The sequence below is a fragment of the Ancylobacter gelatini genome (genome assembly GCF_022601675.1).
In the GTDB taxonomy this organism is placed as follows: domain Bacteria; phylum Pseudomonadota; class Alphaproteobacteria; order Rhizobiales; family Xanthobacteraceae; genus Ancylobacter; species Ancylobacter gelatini.
Map to the genome: position 1 here is coordinate 210560 of NZ_JAKVIL010000001.1, position 19525 is coordinate 230084.

Annotated in this window: 19 protein-coding genes; 5 read left to right on the forward strand and 14 right to left on the reverse strand. The window is 68.6% G+C overall.

Translation table 11 applies throughout. The features are described from left to right. Window positions 1-7: 7 nt before the first annotated feature. A complete protein-coding gene (locus tag MKI84_RS01035) occupies window positions 8-841 on the forward strand; it encodes a cell envelope integrity EipB family protein (RefSeq protein ID WP_241616115.1) in 834 nt (277 codons plus the stop codon). Here the strand turns inward: MKI84_RS01035 and MKI84_RS01040 are convergent. Together MKI84_RS01040 and MKI84_RS01045 are read right to left on the reverse strand one after the other, a co-directional pair. Beyond that, complete coding sequence (locus MKI84_RS01040; protein ID WP_241616116.1) at window positions 798-2144, reverse strand: DNA polymerase IV; 1347 nt, start codon at window positions 2142-2144, stop codon at window positions 798-800. The genes MKI84_RS01035 and MKI84_RS01040 overlap by 44 nt on opposite strands. A 12-nt stretch (window positions 2145-2156) precedes the next feature. Beyond that, complete coding sequence (locus tag MKI84_RS01045) at window positions 2157-2459, reverse strand: DUF3572 domain-containing protein (protein WP_241616117.1); 303 nt, start codon at window positions 2457-2459, stop codon at window positions 2157-2159. Window positions 2460-2554: 95 nt separating this feature from the next. On the opposite strand from MKI84_RS01045, the gene MKI84_RS01050 reads away from it, so the two are divergent. Beyond that, complete coding sequence (locus tag MKI84_RS01050; RefSeq protein ID WP_241616118.1) at window positions 2555-2926, forward strand: response regulator; 372 nt, start codon at window positions 2555-2557, stop codon at window positions 2924-2926. A gap of 94 nt (window positions 2927-3020) precedes the next feature. Here MKI84_RS01050 and rpmG read toward each other — a convergent pair whose 3' ends face one another. The 5 genes from rpmG to rnr all read right to left on the reverse strand — a co-directional run bounded on the left by rpmG (window position 3021) and on the right by rnr (window position 8244). Continuing rightward, a complete protein-coding gene (rpmG, locus tag MKI84_RS01055; RefSeq protein WP_241616119.1) occupies window positions 3021-3188 on the reverse strand; it encodes a 50S ribosomal protein L33 in 168 nt (55 codons plus the stop codon). Between the two features lie 126 nt (window positions 3189-3314). Continuing rightward, complete coding sequence (locus MKI84_RS01060) at window positions 3315-4472, reverse strand: MFS transporter (protein WP_241616120.1); 1158 nt, start codon at window positions 4470-4472, stop codon at window positions 3315-3317. Between the two features lie 218 nt (window positions 4473-4690). Next, the gene (locus tag MKI84_RS01065) at window positions 4691-5425 is read right to left on the reverse strand and encodes an NUDIX hydrolase (RefSeq protein WP_241616121.1); all 735 of its coding nucleotides are present in this window, start codon (window positions 5423-5425) and stop codon (window positions 4691-4693) included. Then, a complete protein-coding gene (locus MKI84_RS01070; protein WP_241616122.1) occupies window positions 5422-5874 on the reverse strand; it encodes a DUF983 domain-containing protein in 453 nt (150 codons plus the stop codon). Before MKI84_RS01070 ends, MKI84_RS01065 begins: the two co-directional genes overlap by 4 nt. Window positions 5875-5910: 36 nt before the next feature. Next, window positions 5911-8244: a ribonuclease R gene (gene rnr, locus MKI84_RS01075; protein ID WP_241616123.1), complete on the reverse strand. Its 2334-nt coding sequence runs from the start codon at window positions 8242-8244 to the stop codon at window positions 5911-5913. Window positions 8245-8422: 178 nt separating this feature from the next. On the opposite strand from rnr, the gene MKI84_RS01080 reads away from it, so the two are divergent. Continuing rightward, window positions 8423-9898: an MDR family MFS transporter gene (locus MKI84_RS01080; RefSeq protein WP_241616124.1), complete on the forward strand. Its 1476-nt coding sequence runs from the start codon at window positions 8423-8425 to the stop codon at window positions 9896-9898. A 68-nt stretch (window positions 9899-9966) separates the two neighbouring features. Here the strand turns inward: MKI84_RS01080 and topA are convergent, their stop codons facing one another. Further along, window positions 9967-12654 carry a type I DNA topoisomerase gene (gene topA / locus MKI84_RS01085; RefSeq protein ID WP_241616125.1) on the reverse strand — a complete coding sequence of 896 codons (2688 nt, stop codon included), beginning with the start codon at window positions 12652-12654 and terminating at the stop codon, window positions 9967-9969. A 284-nt stretch (window positions 12655-12938) separates the two neighbouring features. Here topA and MKI84_RS01090 point away from each other — a divergent pair, with 284 nt between their 5' ends. Beyond that, window positions 12939-13136 carry a hypothetical protein gene (locus MKI84_RS01090; RefSeq protein WP_241616126.1) on the forward strand — a complete coding sequence of 66 codons (198 nt, stop codon included), beginning with the start codon at window positions 12939-12941 and terminating at the stop codon, window positions 13134-13136. Here the strand turns inward: MKI84_RS01090 and dprA are convergent. Genes dprA through MKI84_RS01110 form a run of 4 tightly spaced genes read right to left on the reverse strand, consistent with a single transcriptional unit; the run spans window position 13106 to window position 17138 of the window. Further along, window positions 13106-14215 carry a DNA-processing protein DprA gene (gene dprA / locus MKI84_RS01095; protein ID WP_241616127.1) on the reverse strand — a complete coding sequence of 370 codons (1110 nt, stop codon included), beginning with the start codon at window positions 14213-14215 and terminating at the stop codon, window positions 13106-13108. The two genes, MKI84_RS01090 and dprA, sit on opposite strands and share 31 nt — an antisense overlap. A gap of 3 nt (window positions 14216-14218) precedes the next feature. Continuing rightward, window positions 14219-14824, reverse strand: coding sequence for a glycerol-3-phosphate 1-O-acyltransferase PlsY (plsY, locus tag MKI84_RS01100; RefSeq protein WP_241616128.1), 606 nt, complete (start codon window positions 14822-14824; stop codon window positions 14219-14221). Between the two features lie 42 nt (window positions 14825-14866). Beyond that, window positions 14867-16180: a dihydroorotase gene (locus tag MKI84_RS01105; protein ID WP_241616129.1), complete on the reverse strand. Its 1314-nt coding sequence runs from the start codon at window positions 16178-16180 to the stop codon at window positions 14867-14869. Then, complete coding sequence (locus tag MKI84_RS01110; RefSeq protein WP_241616130.1) at window positions 16173-17138, reverse strand: aspartate carbamoyltransferase catalytic subunit; 966 nt, start codon at window positions 17136-17138, stop codon at window positions 16173-16175. Before MKI84_RS01110 ends, MKI84_RS01105 begins: the two co-directional genes overlap by 8 nt. 482 nt (window positions 17139-17620) lie before the next feature. Between MKI84_RS01110 and MKI84_RS01115 the strand changes: the two genes are divergently transcribed. Further along, window positions 17621-18013, forward strand: coding sequence for a hypothetical protein (locus MKI84_RS01115; protein ID WP_241616131.1), 393 nt, complete (start codon window positions 17621-17623; stop codon window positions 18011-18013). Window positions 18014-18020: 7 nt separating this feature from the next. Here the strand turns inward: MKI84_RS01115 and MKI84_RS01120 are convergent, their stop codons facing one another. Together MKI84_RS01120 and ruvX are read right to left on the reverse strand one after the other, a co-directional pair. Beyond that, window positions 18021-18953 (reverse strand): AEC family transporter, encoded by a 933-nt coding sequence (locus MKI84_RS01120; RefSeq protein WP_241616132.1) that lies wholly within the window; start codon window positions 18951-18953, stop codon window positions 18021-18023. Between the two features lie 3 nt (window positions 18954-18956). Then, window positions 18957-19442 carry a Holliday junction resolvase RuvX gene (gene ruvX, locus MKI84_RS01125; RefSeq protein ID WP_241616133.1) on the reverse strand — a complete coding sequence of 162 codons (486 nt, stop codon included), beginning with the start codon at window positions 19440-19442 and terminating at the stop codon, window positions 18957-18959. Between the last annotated feature and the right edge of the window lie 83 nt (window positions 19443-19525).

The window sequence follows — 19525 nt, forward strand, 5'->3', positions numbered from 1 at the left end:
AGTATTGATGTCTGCGGCCACCGGTTTTCGTGCCTTCACCCTTGCATCGCTGATGTTTGGGACGTTTTCCGCGGGCTCGGTCGCGCAGGCGGCGATCCAGCTTTCCCCGCACCGCGCCACCTACACGATCTCGCTGGACGCCGCGAAGGCCGCCAAGCGGGTCAATGCGGCTCAGGGGCAGATCGTCTACGAGATGCGCGGCAGTGCCTGCGCCGGCTATTCCGTGCAACTGCGCCAGAGCACCGATCTCGACACCGATGGCGGCGGGCGGCTCTCCACCGCGCTCTCCACCGCGACCTGGGAGGACGGTGCGGGCAATGCCTACCGCTTCCGCGTCTCCAACACCATCAATGGCGAGCGGCCGGACGAGGCGGACGGCGTGGCCGAGCGCCGCGACGGCAAGCTGGTGGTGAAGGCCACCAAGCCGGAGGTGGAGACCATCGAACTCGCCAAGGGCGTGCTGCTGCCGACCCAGCATGTGCTGGAAGTGCTGGACGCCGCCGCGCGCGGCGATGCCATCCTTCAGGCACCGGTGTTCGACGGTTCGCCGGATGCGCGCAAGATCTACGAGACGCTGTCGGTGATCGGCAAGCCGCTGACCGGAAGCGACGGTCTGGAGGCGAGCGCGGCGAAGGGCGACCTTGCCGGGCGCACCCGCTATCCGGTGGTCATCAGCTATTATGAGAAGGGCGGGTCCGAGACCACGCCGGACTACATCATCAGCTTCGACCTGTACGACAACGGCGTCAGCCGCGCGCTTCGGCTCGATTATGGCGATTTCGCCCTGCGCGGCACGCTCACTTCCTACGAGCCCCTGCCTCAGGAGGCGTGCCCGAAATAGCGGGCCGGTCGGTGCTCTCGCGCCCGGAGCCCGGCCGGCGCGGGGCGTCGAGGGCGATGCCGTGCTCCACCACGCTGTGGCCGAAGCGGGCGCGCAGCGCGTCGGCCGCCAGTTCCGCCTTGCCGCGCTTGGTGGCCTGCACGTCCACCAGATCGTCCGGGTCGGCCAGCGCGGGATCGGCCAGCTCCGACACGCCCACGCCGATCAGCCGGAACGCGCGTCCGTCGACCTCGCGGCGCAGCAACTCGCGGGCGTGATCGAAGATGCGATGGGCGAGGCGGGTCGGGTCTTCCAGCGAGCGCGAGCGGGTGATCAGCCGGAAGTCCGCGGTCTTGAGCTTCAGCGTGATGGTGCGCCCGGCGAAGCCGGCGGCCTTCAGCCGCGTCGAGACCTTGCCGGCGAGCTTGTGCAAGGTCTGCTCAAGTTCGCGGAAGTCCCGGATATCATTGTCGAATGTCGTCTCGGTGGAGACGCTCTTGGTCTCGCGCTCCGGGTTCACCGGGCGGGGATCGATGCCGCGCGCCAGCCGGCCGAGCCGCAGCCCTTCCGCCCCGAAACGGCGCATCAGCACGGTCTCGTCCGCGGCCTGAAGGTCGGCGATCAGGCGGAAGCCTTCGCGGGCGAGCCGCTCCTGCGTGGCCTTGCCGACGCCCCAGATCGTGCCGACATCGCGCGGGGCGAGGAAGGCGGCGGCCTCGGACTGACCGATGATGGCGAAGCCGCGCGGCTTGTCGAGGTCGGAGGCGATCTTGGCGAGGAACTTGTTGGCCGCGAGCCCGATCGACAGGGTGATGCCGATCTCGGCCTCCACCTCGCGCGCCAGCCGCGCCAGCGAGCGCGCCGGCGAGGCGCCGTGCAGCCTCTCGGTGCCGGCGAGGTCGAGGAACGCCTCGTCGATGGAAAGCGGCTCCACCAGCGGGGTCAGCGCCAGCATGCGCTCGCGCACCTGCCGGCCGACCGCGACATATTTCGCCATGTTCGGCTTCACCACCACCGCTTCCGGGCACAGCGCCAGCGCCTTGAACATCGGCATGGCGGAGCGCACGCCCTTCACACGGGCGAGATAGCAGCAGGTGGAGACGACGCCGCGCTTGCCGCCGCCAATGATCACCGGCACGTCGCGCAGTGCCGGGTCGTCGCGCTTCTCCACCGCGGCATAGAAGGCGTCGCAGTCGATATGGGCGATGTGCAGCGTATGGAGTTCGCCGTGGCGCGCGAGGCGCGGACTGCCGCAATGCGGGCAGCGCGGGGCAGCGCCGGCATCCTTCAGGCAGTCACGGCAGAAGGCGGGCTCGCGGGTCATGGTGAGGCGCGATCATAGCGCCCGGTGGCCCTTATGGGCCAGTATCTCGCGGGCGGCGACGACGTGGCCCGGATCGATGCCTGCGTCGCCGGCATGGGCGATCAACAGATCCTGCCGCTCGATCAGATAATCGAGCACCGCCACATGGAAGGCCGGCTGGCCGGCGACGCCGCGCAGGTCGCCCGGCGCCAGCCCGCTCTGCGCAAGGAAGGGGCCGATGCGCTCGGGATCGCCGGCGAGATAGAGCAGGGCGCCCATCGCCACCTCGCGGGCGGCGGCCTCGGTGGAGATAGGGCGGGATTTACGGTTCTGCATTTGGGGTTCCGTAAGGAATGGGCCACTAGGATCAAACGGGTTTGCGCGCAGGTGCCCGCCCGACTCCCTCTTCAGACTCACACGCCGAGCGCCTCATGTCCAAGACCGTTCTGATCGTGGAAGACAATGAGCTCAATATGAAGCTCTTCAACGATCTGCTGGAAGCCCACGGCTATGTGACGCTGGGCACGCGCAATGGCATCGAGGCGATGGAGCTTGCCCGCAAGCACCGCCCCGATCTGATTCTCATGGATATCCAGCTTCCCGAAGTCTCCGGCCTCGACGTGACGCGCTGGCTGAAGGCCGATCCTGAGCTGAAAGCCATCCCCGTCATCGCCGTCACCGCCTTCGCGATGAAGGGCGACGAGGAGCGGATTCGCGAGGGCGGCTGCGAGGCCTATCTTTCCAAGCCGATCTCGGTCGCCAAGTTCCTGGAAACCGTGCGCCAGTTTGTGCCGCTGGATTGAGGCGGTTCACGTCGGGCGGTTGAATCCACGCCCGAACAAACGAAAAAGGCGCCTCGCGGCGCCTTTCGTCGTTCAGAGCGTGGCGATCAGGCGATCACTTGATCTTGCCTTCGCGGAACTCGACATGCTTCTTCGCGACCGGGTCGTACTTCTTCACGACCAGCTTGTCGGTCATGGTGCGCGAGTTCTTCTTCGTCACGTAGAAAAAGCCGGTGTCGGCGCTCGACACGAGCCGGATCTTGATGGTCGTTGCCTTGGCCATTGACCGCTCTCCTGGAGGCGTGGCCTAGGCCACGTCGAAATCTATGGGTTCGCGCGGCATCCGTGCCGCTCGTTGCGCGTTCCTATCCGTGATCGCGGCCCGATTGTCAAGGAAGGCGGCGCGATTTCAGCGCTCGCGCGCCATCTGGGCGGCCACCACCACGACGTAGAAACCCAGCAGTGCCGCCAGAACCCAGGCGAAACCGTCCGGGTTGACGACTTCCATGCCGACACCCACCGCCGTGGGGCCGACAATGAGGCCCACGGAGTACAGCATCACGAACGCCGCATTGGCGGTGGCGAGCGCCGCCCCGTCGAATCGCGCGCCGAGCAGGGCGAGGCCAAGCGTGTAGAGCCCGGCGACGATGCCGGTGGTGACGAACACGGTTCCCCACATCGCCCAGCTGTCGATGGCGAGGAAGGGAATCAGCGCCGATCCGATGAGCCCGACCAGGCCGCAGCCCAGCAGCAGCTTGCGCCGGTCCATGCGGTCGCTCAGCAGGCCGAGCGGGAGTTGCAGCGCGACATTGCCCAGTTCGGCAACGGTCAGCAGGATCGCCGCCTCGCCCTCCATCAGCCCGCGCCGCAGCCCGTAAAGCGGCAGGAAATTGATGAGGCCAGTCTCGACCGCGCCGAAGATGAAGGCCGCCAGCGTCGCCGCCGGGGCGATGCGCATCAGGCTCAGCACGCCGCTCGCGCTGTCCTTCTCGATGGCGGGCGCGCCGGAGGCGCCGAGCAACACGGGAATCGCGCCCAGCAGGAAGAAGCCGGCGCCGATGAGATAGGGCGCCCAGCCCTGCGTGCCGACCAGCGCCAGCACCATCGGCCCGGCCGCGAAGCCGGCGGAGAGCACGGTGGCGTAGATGCCGATCACCAGCCCGCGCCGGTCCGGCGGGGCGGCGGCGTTGATCCAGAACTCGCTCACCACGAACAGCACGCACAGCGCCATGCCGAAGATGAAGCGCAGCGGGAACCACAGCACGAACGAATCGGTGACCTTGAACGCCAGCAGGCTGAGCGCCGCTGCCGCGATGGCCGCCATCAGCAGCGGGCCGGCACCGAGCATGCGCACCAGACGCGGCAGGAACGGCGCGGTGACGATGGTCGCGACGCCGCCAAAGGCGGTGTTCACCCCGATCCACGTGCTGGAGATTCCGCGCTGGTCCAATTCGATCGCGAGCAGGGGGATCGAGAGTGTCAGGCCGAAACCGACGATGGAGATCGCGGCGATGGCGGCCGCGATCGAGCCGATATCGACGCCGCGCGAGGAGGAGGGGGCATGCATGGAAGGCACCTGGACGTGGACGTGATGCTGTCGCGATCACGCGAAGCGCCCTTTCGCACCGCGGCGGGTCGGGGCGAAAAAGTCTTCTAAAACAGACAATTGAACCTCGGACGCGCGGCCCGGCGACTGGCGCGTCAAGAGCTCCCGATGAGCTGGAGCATTTTCTCACTGCGAAAGTCAATCGACTTTCGCGAAAATGAGTGGGCCCTCGCGCGTGCCTAGTCCAGCGTCTCGCGGTGGAAACGGCCGTTGCGGGAGAAGAAGAACGGTACCGGCAGCCACGGCTTGTTGCCGCGTGCCAGCCGGGTCTCGACCTCCTCGATCACCGCGAGGGTGATGGTGGGCACCTCGGCCTTGCGGGCCTGCGCGAATGTCATCCACGCCAGCTCGATCAACTCGGAGTCGGGGCCGATCACGCCGTCGAGCCGATGGGCGATGTTGCTCGCCTCCGCCATGAAGAAGCGGGTGTCGAAGCGCCGGGAGCGGCGCGGCGGGGTGACGGCACGGGCGACGAAGGTCAGCGCTTCGAGATCGGGATAGACGCCGGCCTCGACGAAGGGGGCCCAGGATGCGGCGGCGGTCTCCGGCGCGCCGGCATCGGTGGTGCCGAGCAGCAGGCCGGTCTCCTCGCAGGTCTCGCGGATGGCGGCGAGAGCGAGGGCGCGGGGGCGGCTGGCGCTGGGGCGGGACACGCGCGCATTGAGCCGGCGCTCGGTCACGTCGTCGAGCATGCCGAACACCGGCATCTGCCGGTCCTGTGCCTCGACGCGGCCGCCGGGGAACACGAACATGCCGGGCATGAAGGCCTGCCGCTCGTTGCGCCGGCCCAGCAGCAGGCGCGGCGTGCGTTGCGAGCGGTCGACGAGGATCAGCGTCGAGGCGTCGGCGGGGCGCAGATTCGGATGGGTGCCGGGCGCGGGGTCGGGAAGGCGCGCGCTCTCTGTCAGGCTCATAGCGGGCGCGCGCCGACCGGGCGGCTCACCTTCGGAATGTCGCGACGGCTCGGCGGCAGCGCTTCGCGCTCCGGGTCCGCCGGGTCGAAGCCGTGCATGCGCATCGCCCATTGATAGGCGATCAGCGCGCCCTTGACCGGCGGCAGCAGCACGAGACACAGCGCGACCGTCAGCGGCAGCCAGATCACCAGATGGATCCAGATTTCCGGGCGGAACGCCATCTCGACCGCCAGCAGCAGCGGCACGACGATGTGGCCGACCACGGTGATCACCATGTAGGGCGGGGCGTCGTCGGCGCGCTGGTGCCACAGTTCCTCATGGCAGGACGGGCAGTGCTCGTTGACCTTGAGATAGCCGCAGAACAGCTTGCCCTCGCCGCAGGCGGGGCAGCGCAGGCGCAGGCCGTTCATCATCGCCGCGCCGACCGGCCTCGAAGGCATCTGCGCCATGATCGTCTCATCCTTCCACGCCCGCAGGACGGGCGATCACTTGCGTTTGCCGCGCGGCGGGCCGCGCCGCGATGGCGGCGTGGGTCGCGCGCGAACCGGCCCGTCGCCGCGCCGCCCGCGGGGAGGCCGCTTGCCCCCCGGTACATAGCGCCCCTCGCTCAGAAGCTCAAACCGCAGCGCGCCGGCGACCGGAGCCGCCTCGACCAGCTTGACCTCCACCGGATCGCCCAGACGGTGCATTTCCCCGCTCTGCTCGCCGATCAGCGCGTGGCGGGTCTCGTCATAGCGGTAATAATCCTGCCCGAGCGTCGCGGCGGGGATGAAACCATCCGCGCCGGTGTCGTCGAGCGCGACGAAAAGTCCCGCCCGCGTCACCCCGGCGATGCGGCCCTTGAAGGTGGCGCCGATCTGTTCGGCCATGTGATGGGCGATCAGCCGGTCGATGGTCTCGCGCTCGGCCGCCATGGCGCGGCGCTCGCTCGCCGAGATGCGGGCGGCGGTCTCCGCGAGCCCCTCGGGCGTGGTGCCGTCCGGCAGGCCGTCGCGGCCGAAATGCAGCGCCCGGATCAGCGCGCGGTGCACGATCAGATCGGCATAGCGGCGGATCGGCGAGGTGAAATGCGCGTAGCGGCGCAGATGCAGGCCGAAATGGCCATAGTTCTCATTGGCGTATTCCGCCTGCGCCTGTGAGCGCAGGATCACCTGATTGACCAGCGGCGCCATCTCGGTGTCGACCACCCGCGCCAGAATCTCGTTGAACTGGGCGGGGCGGACGGTCTCGGTTTTCGCCATCTTGATGTCGAGCGTCTGCAGGAATTCGCGCAGCGACAGCATCTTCTCCATCGAGGGCTGGTCGTGCACCCGGTAGATCAGCGGCGTCTGCTTCTCCTCCAGCGTCTCGGCGGCGGCGACGTTGGCGAGGATCATGAACTCCTCGATCAGCTTGTGCGCCGCCAGCCGCTCGGGGATCACCACCTTGTCGACCGTGCCCTCGGGGGTGAGCAGGATCTTGCGCTCCGGGAGGTCGAGTTCCAGCGGCGAGCGGGCGTCGCGCGCCTTCTTCACCGCCTCATAGGCGGCATAGAGCGGGCGCAGCACCGGCTCCACCAGCGCTTCCGCCGCCTCGTCGGCCCGGCCCTCAATGGCGGCTTGAGCCTGCGCATAAGCGAGCTTGGCGGCCGAGCGCATCATGATGCGGTGGAAGGAGTGGGTTTTCTTGCGCCCGTTCGGGCCGATCACCATGCGCACGGCGAGGGCGGGGCGGTCCTCGTTCGGGCGTAGCGAGCACAGGTCATTGGAGATGCGCTCGGGGAGCATCGGCACCACGCGGTCGGGGAAATAGACCGAGTTGCCGCGCACCAGCGCCTCGCGGTCCAGCGCGGTTCCGGGGCGCACATAGGCCGCGACATCGGCGATGGCGACCGTGACGATAAAACCGCCGGCATTGGCCGGGTCGTCGTCCGGCGCGGCGTGCACCGCGTCGTCATGGTCCTTGGCGTCGGGCGGGTCGATGGTGATGAGGGGCAGGCTGCGCCAGTCCTCGCGGCCGGCCAGCGTGGCGGGCCGGGCGTCCTCCGCCTCGGCGAGAGTCTCGCGGCGGAACACGCTGGGAATGGAGTGGGCATGGATCGCGATCAGGCTGATCGCCTTCTCGGTCGCCAGCGAGCCGAGCCGTTCCTTCACCTTGGCAGTGGGCAGGCCATAGGCATGGTGGCGCAGGATCTCCACCGACACCAGGTCGCCATCCTCGGCACCGCCTTCGGCGCCGGGCGGAATGGCGAGCTCGCGCCCCATATTGCGCTTGTCGACCGGGATCAGCCGGCCGCCTTCGCCCTTGCGGTCGCGGCGATAGATGCCGAGCGTGAGGGCGCGTGCCTTCTCGATCAGCTTGAGCACGCGGCCATTGTGGCGGATGGCGCCGTCGGCCTCGGGGATTTCCTCGGTCTTGAGCAGCACCCGGTCGCCGATGGTCGGGGCCGGGCCGGCGAGGCGGCCGCGACGGGCGAGCCGCACCAGGATGCGCGGAGGCGCGCCGTGCTCCTCCTCGTCCCAGTCGATCGGCGTGGCGATGAGTTCGCCATCCTCGTCGCGCTCGATCACCTCAGCCATCACCACGGCGGGCAGGGCGCCCGGCAGATGCAGCTTGCGGCGCTTGGAGCCGATGATGCCCTCCTCGGCCAGCTCGCGCAGCATCTGCTTGAGCGCGATGCGGTCCGAGCCATCGAGGCCGAAGGCGCGCGAAATCTCGCGCTTGCCGACATCGCCGCCATTGGTCGAGATGAAGGCGATCAGATCCTCGCGCGAGGGCAGGCCCTGCTTCAGACGCGGCGCCGGGGGCTTCTTTACTTTCGGTCTGACGGGCTTTCGCACGATTCCTCGTCCATCGGATGGGTCTGGGCGACGCTAGACTCATCCCGGCCCGGCGTCGACCTCCCGTCACTGGCGCGCGCGATCGTCGGGCGCGCCATGTATGCGCTTGCATTTCATGACGCGAGCGCCGATTTTGCCGGCCGCGCGGGGGCAAGCCGCGACAGAAAGAATCAAACGGATGGATGCCCGTTCTGAGCAATCCGGCTCTCCCGTGCTGGGGCACGAGGAGATTCGCTCGGTATTGACCGGCGTGATGCTGGCCATGTTCCTTAGCGCCCTCGACCAGACCATCGTCGCCACGGCGCTGCCGACCATCGGCGTCCAGTTCAGCGATCTCGAAAGCCTGTCCTGGGTGGTGACCGCCTATCTGCTGACCGGCACGGCGGTGACGCCGCTGATCGGCAAGCTCGCCGACATCCATGGGCCGCGGCCGGTGCTCATGGCCAGCATCGCGCTGTTCCTCGTCGGCTCCGTGCTGTGCGCGGTGGCGCAGAACATGCTGTGGCTGATCGTGGCGCGAGGCGTGCAGGGGCTTGGCGGCGGCGGGCTGATCGCGCTGGCGCAGACCATCATCGGCATCATGGTCGCCCCGCGCGAGCGCGGCCGCTACCAGGGCTACTTCGCCACCGTGTTCATCACCTCCTCGATCGCCGGGCCGGTGCTCGGGGGCTTCTTCGCCGAGCATCTGCACTGGTCGCTGATCTTCTGGATCAACGTGCCGCTGGGATTCATCGCGGCGGCGATGAGCTTTCGCGCGCTCACAAAGCTGCCGGCGCATCATCATCCGCATCGGCTCGACGTGGTGGGGGCGCTGCTGATGTGCGCGGCGACCATCGCCATGATGCTGGCGCTGAGCTGGGGCGGGGTGCGCTTCGCCTGGGTCTCGCTGCCGATCCTCGCGCTGCTGGCCGGCTCGGTCGTGCTGTGGGTCGGCTTCGGGCTTCGGCTGGTCTCAACCACCGAACCGCTGCTGCCGCTCGCCGTGCTGTCCAACCGCGTGGTGCGCACCGGCGTGGTGTCGGCCGCCTTCGCCATGGGCACGCTGGTGGGCCTGTCGATCGAAATGCCGCTCTATCTCGAAGGCGTGCTCGGCTTCTCGGCGAGCCAGTCGGGTCTGGCGCTGATTCCGCTGATGGCGGGCGTCGTGGTGGGCGCGACCGGAAGCGGCAAGCTGATGGGCCGGCTGACGCACTACAAGCGCATTCCGCTGGTCGGGCTGACCATGGGCATCGTGTCGCTCGCCGTGCTGGCGCTGATGCCGGCGGGCCTGCCGGTCGCGGTGCTGGGCGGCGTGCTGGCGCTGACCGGCATCGGGCTCGGCACGGTGCTGCCGGTTGCCACCGTCTCGGTGCAGAACGCGGTGCCGATGCCGCAGCTCGGCACCGTGACCGGGGTGATCAACTTCTTCCGCTCGCTCGGCAGCGCCGTGCTGACCGCCGGCTTCGGCGCGATCGTGATCGGCATGTCGGGGCTGGACGGCCACGAAATCCTGGAGCGGATGCTGGACGGGCAGGCGACGACGGGACCGCTGGCGGATGCGTTCCGCTGGGTGTTCATCGCGGCGGCCGGCGCGCTGGTGCTGTCGCTTGCCGCCATGATCGCGATGGAGGAGCGCCCGCTGCGCTCCAGCACACCGCCGCCGCTCAGCGAATAGAGGCGACGGCCTGCGGCGGCGGGGCAGGGCGCCGTCGCGCGGCGCCCTCGGCTTCGCGTGCGCGCCGCTTATTCGGCGACCTTGGCCTTCTTGGTCGCCGGCTTCTTCGCCGCGGCGGTCTTGCTCGCCGAAGCCTTGCTCGTAGCCGCCTTCTTGGCCGGGGCCTTGCGGGTGGCGGTGGCGGGCTTGTCCGCGCTTTTCGCCGCCGCGCGCCGCGCGGGCTTGGCGGGAGCGGAGGCGGCCTTGGCGGCGATCAGCTCCACGGCCTGTTCGAGCGTGACCTGTTCCGGGTCCATGCTCTTGGGCAGGGTGGCGTTGACCTTGCCATGGCTGACATAGGCGCCGAACTTGCCGGGCCGCACCGTGACCGCGCCACCGAGCGAGGGATGCTCGCCGAGTTCGCGCCCCCCCGCGGCGCCGCGCCCGCGTCCCGGACCCTTGTTCTGCTTGTCCGCGATCAAGGCCACCGCCCGGTTGAGGCCGATGGCGAGCACGTCGTCGCCCTTGTCGAGATTGGCGTAGGTCTTGCCGGTCTGGACATAGGGGCCGAAGCGGCCGATGCCGGCGAGGATGGGTTCGCCGGTGTCGGGATGGCGGCCGATCTCGCGCGGCAGCGACAGCAGAGCGAGCGCGGTTTCCAGGTCGACATCCGCCGGGGCCAGGCCCTTGGGCAGGCTGGAGCGCTTGGGCTTCTCGCCGTCCTTGCCTTCGCCGAGCTGGAGATAGGTACCGAAGCGCCCGTCGCGCACCGTGACCTCAAGCCCGGTAACCGGATCGGTGCCCAGCACGCGGGTGCCATTGGCCGCGCCGTCGCCGTCGCCTTCGCCCTGAACCGCGAGCGGGCGGGTGTACTTGCATTCGGGATAGTTCGAGCAGCCGATGAAGGCGCCGAACTTGCCGACCTTGAGCGAGAGACGCCCCGTGCCGCAGGTCGGGCACAGGCGCGGGTCGCTGCCGTCTTCCTTCGGCGGGAAGATGTGGGCGGTCAGCAACTCGTCGAGCCGCTCGATCACCTCGGAGACGCGCAGATCCTTGGTCTCGCCGATGGCGGCGGCGAAGTTCTCCCAGAAGTCGCGCAGCACCTGCTTCCAGTCGAGGTCGCCGGCGGAAATCTGGTCGAGCTTCTCCTCCAGATCGGCGGTGAAGTCGTATTCGACATAGCGGTCGAAGAAGCTCTGGAGGAAGGCCGTGACCAGGCGGCCCTTGTCCTCGGGCACCAGCCGGCGCTTGTCGAGCTTCACATATTCGCGGTCGCGCAGCACGGCGAGCACCGAGGCATAGGTCGAGGGCCGGCCGATGCCGAGTTCTTCCATGCGCTTGACCAGCGAGGCTTCCGAATAGCGCGGCGGCGGCTCGGTGAAGTGCTGGTCGGCCTTGATGCCCTTGTTCGCCAGGCTCTCGCCGGACGCCATGGCGGGCAGGCGGCGATTCTCGTCGTCGTCGCCCTCGGCGGCATCGTCCTGCCCCTCGCGATAGAGGGTGAGGAAGCCGTCGAACTTGATGACCGAGCCGGTGGCGCGCAGTTCCAGCGCGCGCCCGGCGGCCTTGGCCTCGATCTCGACCGTGGTGCGTTCCAGCTCGGCCGATTCCATCTGGCTGGCGACCGTGCGCAGCCAGATCAGTTCGTAGAGCTTCGCCTGCTCGGGCTCCAGATGGCGCGCGACATCCTTGGGCCGCCGCGAGAGTTCGGTCGGGCGCACCGCCTCGTGCGCCTCCTGGGCGTTCTTGGCCTTGGTGGTGTATTTGCGCGGCACGGAAGGCACGTAGCGCGCGCCATAGTCGCGGCCGATGACGCTGCGCGCGCCCGCAACCGCTTCCGGCGCCATGTCGACGCCGTCGGTACGCATATAGGTGATCAGGCCGACGGTCTCGCCGCCGATATCGACGCCTTCATAGAGCCGCTGGGCGAGCCGCATGGTCTGCGCCGGGGCGAGGCCGAGCTTGCGGCTGGCCTCCTGCTGCAGGGTCGAGGTGGTGAAGGGCGGGTAGGGGTGCCGGCGGGCGGGCTTGGCTTCCACCGAGCGCACCACATAGTCCGCCGCTTCCAGCGCCTTGCGGAAATCGGCGGCTTCCTCGGCGGTGCCGACGTCGAGCCGGGTGATCTTCTTGCCGTCCGCCCCGGTAAGGCGCGCCTCGAAGGTCTCGGCGCGCGGCGTCGCCAGCGTGGCGGCGATCGACCAGTATTCGCGCTTGACGAAGGTTTCGATCTCGCGCTCGCGGTCGCACACCAGGCGCAGCGCAACCGACTGCACGCGCCCCGCCGAACGGGCGCCGGGCAGCTTGCGCCACAGCACCGGCGACAGGGTGAAGCCGACCAGATAATCCAGCGCGCGGCGGGCGAGATAGGCGTCGACCAGCGCGGCATCGATCTGGCGGGGGTTCTTCATCGCCTCCAGCACCGACTGCTTGGTGATGGCGTTGAACACCACGCGAGAGACCGGCTGGTCCTTGAGCGCGCGCTTCTCCTTCAGGATTTCCAGCACATGCCAGGAAATCGCCTCGCCCTCGCGATCCGGGTCGGTGGCGAGAATCAGGCCATCGGCGGCCTTTACCGCCCTGGCAATGTCGGAAAGACGCTTCTGCGCCTTCGGGTCGACGTCCCAGAGCATACGGAAATCCTGCTCGGGATCCACCGAGCCATCCTTGGCCGGAAGATCGCGAACATGGCCGTACGAAGCGATGACCTCGTAGTCCGAACCCAGATATTTGTTGATCGTCTTCGCCTTGGCAGGCGATTCGACGATGACGACCTGCATGCGCCCGCCGTGTCCTTGAAAGAGAGGCCCGTCCCCCGGAAGAGGCCGGAAAATGGGGTAGCCTTCACGCCCTGTCAAATGGGCAATCCGTACCTCTGCCCGTGCGATGGACATCGCGCCGTGGCCGGAGGTGTCGCGGGACGCCGGAAATGTCGGTTTCGCCCGATGAATTGTACGAAATTACAACCCTGAGTGCTTTTTGTCGTGATCGAATAAACCACTGATAGATTGTGGCGGATTTCGATGTTAGCCTTCGCCATCCCTTGGATAGGCAAGAGTCACCCTTGAACGAGATCCTTCGCGACCGGCGCAACGGTGCGCGCGAGACGGCGCACTATATCGCTTCACTGGCTGGCCAACTGGCCGAAATGGCCGATGCCGCCAGCCTGCCTGTGCTGCACTATCTGCTTGAGATGGCACGCGAGGAGGCGGCCTCGATTATGTCGGACGATCACAGCAGGGACACGCTGCCGCCGGAGTGACGTTCCAGCCGGCCGGCGAGTTCGATTTCCAGCAACACGATCTGAACCTCCGCGACGCCGGCGCGGGAGAGCTGTACCAGATCGTCGACCTTCATCGGCGCAGGCGAGAGCAGCGACACGATGCGTGAGCGGGTGTCATCGCTCGGCTCATCGTCCACCAGTTCGCCCGCCGGCTCCTCCATCGACCGTGCGTCCAGATGCTGCCGCAGCGGCGCGAGCACCTCGATGATGTCGCGCGCGCTGGTCACAAGCCCAGCGCCCTGCTGGATCAGCGCATTGGCGCCGCCCGCGCGCGGGTCGAGCGGCGAGCCGGGAACGGCGAACACCTCCCGGCCCTGTTCGCCGGCCAGCCGCGCGGTGATCAGCGAGCCGGAACGCTCCGCCGCCTCGACCACAACCACACCGAGAGACAACCCCGAGACCAGCCGGTTGCGGCGGGGAAAGTCGCGTGCGCGCGGCTCCCAGCCCATGGGCATCTCGGTCAGCACCAGCCCTTGCTCGGCGATGCGCGCCATCAAGGCCTCGTTCTCGCGGGGGTAGGGCTTGTCCTGCCCGCCGGCGATGACGGCGATGGTGCCACTGGCAAGGCTCGCCTCGTGGGCGGTGGTGTCGATGCCGCGCGCCAGCCCGGAGGCGACGACCCAGCCCGCCTCGCCGAGCCCGCGCGCGATGCGTGCCGTCATGGTCCGCCCGGCGCCGGAGGCGTTGCGCGAGCCGACAATGCCGACCGTGGGCCGGTTGAGCAAAGCGACGCGGCCGCGCACCGCGATCAGCGGCGGGGCGTCGTCGATCTCGCGCAGCAGGGCCGGGTAATCTGGTTCGCCCAGCGCGATGAAGCGCCCGCCGAGCCGCGCCAGCGCCTCGATTTCCGCCTCGATCTCGGCGACGGACGGAATGCGCGGAGGGAACAGGCCGCCACCCCGGCGGGCCATGGCCGGCAGGGCGTCCAGCGCGGCGGCGGCCCCGCCGAAGCGGTTCACGAGATTGCGGAAGGCGCGGGGGCCGACATTTTCGGTGCGAATCAGGCGGAGCCAGTCGCGGCGCTGCGTCTCGTCGAGCTGAACGCCGCGTCCCGCCACAGCCTAGCCCTTGCTGCCGATGCGGCTCTCGGTGCCGGCCAGCAGCCGGGCGATATTGGCTCGGTGCAGGAACCAGGACAGGGCGGCGAGGACCAGAAGCAGCACGCCGACCGCGGGTGAAGCGAGGACGAAGGCGCTGAGCGCGGTGCCGACCGTCGCCACCAGCGCGGCCAGCGAAGAATAACGCGTCGCGAAGGCGGTGCCGAGCCAGAGCGCGGCGAAGACCAGCGCGCAGGGCCAGGCGAGGCCTAGGGTAACGCCAAGATAGGTAGCCACGCCCTTGCCGCCGCGAAAGCGCAGCCAGACCGGGAAGACATGGCCGATGAAGGCACCCAGCCCGCCGAGCAGCGCGCCCTCGAAGCCGTAGAGCCGGCCGACCAGCAGCACCGCCACCGTGCCCTTGAGCGCGTCGCCGAGCAGCGTGGCCGCAGCCAACCCCTTGCGCCCGGTGCGCAGCACATTGGTGGCGCCGATATTGCCGGAGCCGATCGAGCGGATGTCCTGCGTGCCGGCAAGCCGCGTCAGGATCAGCCCGAACGGGATCGAGCCGAGGAGATAGCCGATGAGCGCGGCGATGTGGCTGGAGACCAGCGGAAGGGACCAGTTCATGGCGATGAGCTTAGAGCCTTTCCGGCGGAATGGGGAAGTCGCTCACACGTATTCATATACCGTGCGGCCTGAAACCAGCGTGCGCACGACGCGGCCCTCGAACCGGGCCTCGTCGAACGGGGTGTTGCGGCAGCGCGATTTGAGCTGCGCGGCGTCGAGCAGCCACGCCTCGTCCGGGGCGATCACCGCGATATCGGCACTGCGGCCGGGGCGTAGCGTGCCGGCCGGCAGGCCGAGCAATTCGGCGGGGCGGGTCGACATGGCGCGGATCAGCGTCATCAGGTCGAGGCTGCCGTCGTTCACGAGGCGCAGCCCGGCGGCGAGCATGGTCTCCAGCCCGATGGCGCCGAACGCGGCTTCCGAGAATGGGAGGCGCTTGACCTCGACATCCTGCGGGTTGTGGTCGGACACCACCACATCGATCAGGCCTTCCGCCAGCGCGCTCACCAGCGCGCGGCGATCATCCTCGTCGCGCAGCGGCGGGGCGACCTTGAAGAAGGTGCGGTAGCCGACCACGTCGCGCTCGTTCAGCGTCAGATGGTTGATCGAGGCGGAGGCGGTGACGGCGAGGCCCGCCTCTTTCGCCCGCCGCAAAACGTCGAGCGAGTCCGGGCAGGTCAGCGAGGCGGCGTGGTAGCGACCGCGCGTCATGGCGGCGAGGCGCACGTCGCGCTCGAACACGATGGTTTCCGCCGCGCGCGGAATGCCGGCGAGGCCGAGGCGCGAGGCGAGCTCGCCCTCATTCATCACGCCCGCGCCGGTGAGGTCGGCGTCTTCGGTGTGATGCACGATCAGCGCGTTGAACTCGCGGGCATAAGTCAGCGCCCGGCGCAGCACCTGCGCGGAGGGGATGGAGTGATTGGCGTCGGTGAACGCCACCGCGCCGGCCGCGCTGAGCAGGCCGATCTCCGTCATCTCGCGGCCTTCCATGCCCTTGGTGAGGGCGGCCATGGGATGGACATGCACGATGGCGGTGTCGCGGGCGCGGCGCTTGACGAAGTCGACGATGGCGGGATCGTCGATGATGGGGTCGGTGTCCGGCTGGCAGATGATGGTGGTCACGCCGCCCGCCGCAGCGGCCTGGCTGGCGGAGGCCAGCGTCTCGCGGTGCTCGGCGCCGGGCTCGCCGATGAAGGCGCGCATATCGACGAGGCCGGGCACCACGACGCGGTGGCGGCAGTCGACGATCTCGGTGCCGTCGGGCAGGCCCTCCGAGGACAGGCCGGAGGCGTTGTCCTTGATGATGCCGTCGGCGATCAGCAGGTCGGCTTTGATGTCGAGGTCGCGGGAGGGGTCGAGCACGCGCCCGCCGGCAAGCAGCACCGGGCGGGGCGAGGGGGAGCGGCTGTCATGCATTGGGCAGGTTCCCCGGCAGGGTGCGCGAGAGCGCGTCCAGCACCGCCATGCGGACGGCGACGCCCATCTCGACCTGTTCGCGGATCAGCGACTGGGCGCCATCCGCGACCGCCGAATCGATCTCCACGCCCCGGTTCATCGGCCCGGGATGCATCACCAGCGCGTCGGGCTTCGCGTAGCGCAGCTTGGCCTCATCGAGGCCCCAGAAGTGGAAATATTCCTTCACCGAGGGCACGAAGGAACCGTTCATGCGCTCGCGCTGCAGGCGCAGCATCATGACGATATCGACATCCTCCAGTCCCCGGCGCATGTCGTGATGCACCTCGACGCCGAAGCGCTCGATGTCGCGCGGCAGCAGGGTCGGCGGGGCCACGACGCGCACCTGCGCGCCCAGCGCGTGCAGCAGCAGAATGTTGGAGCGGGCGACACGGGAATGGGTGATGTCGCCGCAGATGGCGACGGTGAGCCCTTGGATGCGGCCCTTGTTGCGGCGGATGGTGAGCGCGTCGAGCAGCGCCTGCGTCGGGTGTTCATGGGCGCCGTCGCCGGCATTGATCACCGCGCAGTCGACCTTGCGCGCCAGCAGTTCCACCGCGCCGGAGGCGCTGTGGCGCACGATGAGGAGGTCCGGGTGCATGGCGTTAAGGGTCGCGGCGGTGTCGATCAGCGTCTCGCCCTTCTTCAGCGAGGAGTTGCCGACCGCCATGTTCATCACATCCGCGCCGAGCCGCTTGCCGGCCAGCTCAAACGAGGACTGGGTGCGGGTCGACGCCTCGAAGAACAGGTTGATCTGGGTGCGGCCGCGCAGCGTCGCCCGTTTCTTCTCGACCTGACGGTTGAGGACCACGAACTCTTCGGCGAGGTCGAGCAGGCCGGTGATCTCGCCGGCGGACAGCCCTTCGATGCCGAGAAGATCGCGGCGCGAGAGCGTGAAGGGTGCTTTGAGGTTCGATGTCATATCGAAGTCGGCTGGATAGACTTAGCCCGGGGTGACCGCAAGCGATTAAGCGCGATTTCCCAAGAAACAACGACGCAGGAATGGCGCCAGCCTCCCGCGCTCGGCGCTCGCCCCCCGGCACGCGGCGGTAGCGCCAACCATCTCGCGGTCCACAAGCCGCCTGAAACGGGGCAGGGAGACACAAGTAATGGCCGCCCCACGCGGCGTCATCGCCGGGTCTGGCAGGTGATGAAGCAGAAGAGCCCGCCAGACGGACAGGTTCGGTTGATGGTACTCTGTGGAATATATTCGGATCCACGGCCGGCCATTGGAGCCGCATTGAGGGGGCTCACCCCGTCGCCTGAAGAGCGAGCGCCGTTGCAGCGAAATATGTCGATGTTGCTGTGGGGAGGGTTCAGTCCTTCCGGCCTGTATGGAACCGAGCACAGCCGTGGGGCGTTCTTTCGGTCACATGCCCGTTGGGCGCTGAAGGAGTGCTGACGATGAGTGGTTTCCTGAACAAGACCAGCGTTGTGCGCGGCGCGGCCGTCGCGGCGGGTATCGCCGCCCTTTCGGCTCTCGCCCTGTCCCCGGCCTCCGCCGCGACTATGGGGAACGCCGCGCTGGAGCGCGCGCCGGCCAGCCTTCCGGTGGAGAATGTCCGCTGTGGCGACGGCTGCGCTGTCGGCGCGGGCATCGCGGCCGGTGTGATTGCCGGCGCGGCGATCGCCGGAGCCGCCAATAATCGCAACAATTATTACCGCGAGCGTTATGATTATGCCGAGCCCGGCCCGGCTTATTATGGCGGTCGCGGCTATGGCCCGCGCCCGCGCCAGGGCCGTTGCTGGGTCGAGACCAACCCGATGCGCGGCACCGGTTACTGGGGCCGCTGCTGAGCGGCGGCTACAGGTGGGTGACCACCGCGATCACCACCGGCATGGTGAAGGCGGCGAAGAGGGTCTGAAGCGTGAGCATCTCGGCGAGCAGCGGCGCGTCGCCGCCCATCTGGCGGGCGAGGACGTAGCCATTGGGTGCCGAGGGCACGCTGGAGGCGACGGAGACGATCAGCAGATCGACTCCATGCAGGCCCAGCGCGAGGCCGATCGTCACCGCGATGGTCGGTAGCACCAGTAGCTTCAACGCCGCCGCGGCCAGACTTTCCGGCCGCGGCCGGTGCAGATCGCCGAGCCGCAGCCCGGCGCCGACCACGAGAAGCCCGAGCGCCAGCGAAGCGCGGCCGAGGACGTCGCAAAACGTGATCAGGATGCTCGGCACCGGGAGGTGCAGCAGGTTGATCGCCGCGCCGACGAGACACGACCAGATGAACGGGTTGCGCGCGAGTTGCACCAACAGGCCGCGCGCCGAGACGTCGCCGTTTCCGGCATGCCGGGTCAGCACCGCCACGCTCATGATGTTGAGCAACGGAATCAGCACCGCGATCGCGACGGCGGCGACCGCCAGCCCTGCCGGCCCGGCCAGCGAACCGGAGACGGCGAGCGCGATATAGGTGTTCCAGCGCAGCGAGCCCTGGAAGAACGAGGTGTAGGCCGGTCCCAGCATGCCGAACATGCGGCACAAATGGCGCCGGAGGACCGTGAACACCGCCGCCAGCAGGACGATGGAGCCGATCAGCGCGCTGCCGACTTCCATGACCGCGACGCCTGTAAGGTCGGCGCGGGCGATGTTGACCACGATCAGCGCCGGGAACAGCACGTAATAGGTGAGGCGCTCCAGCCCGATCCAGTGTGCTTCCTCGGGCAGCAGGGTTCGCTTCAGCCCGATCCCCAGCGCGATGGTGAGGAAGACCGGCACAAGCGCCGACAGCACGCTTTCCATGGTTCAGTCCCGGAATTCCGCGAGAAAGCGCAGCCGGTCCAGCGCGCCTTGCAGGATGAAGGCGGCGGCCTGCTGGTCCACCACCTCGGCGCGACGGGCGCGGCTCATGTCGGTGGAAATAAGATCGCGTTCGACGGCAGCGGTGGACAGCCGTTCGTCCCAGAGCACGATCGGCAGATCGGTGAGCCGGGCGAGATTGCGGGCGAAAGCGCGCGAGGCCTGCGCGCGCGGGCCTTCCGATCCGTCCATGTTCACCGGCAGGCCCAGCACGAAGCCGACCACGCCGCGCGCCGCCGCGAGCTGAAGGATGCGGCCGGCATCGGGGGTGAACTGCTTGCGCGCAATGGTTTCGACGCCCGCCGCGATACGCCGGTCGGGGTCGCTGCTGGCGACTCCGATGGTCTTGGTGCCGAGATCGAGGCCGATCAGGCTGCCGCGCGCGGGCAGCAGCCCGGCGGCATCGGTGAGGGAGAGAAGGGGCGCGCTCATGGCCGATGCGCTAGCACGACCGCCGCGCGGGCGCCACTTGTGCCGTCATCGACGCGCTCTAATCTCCCGCCCGACCTTATCCT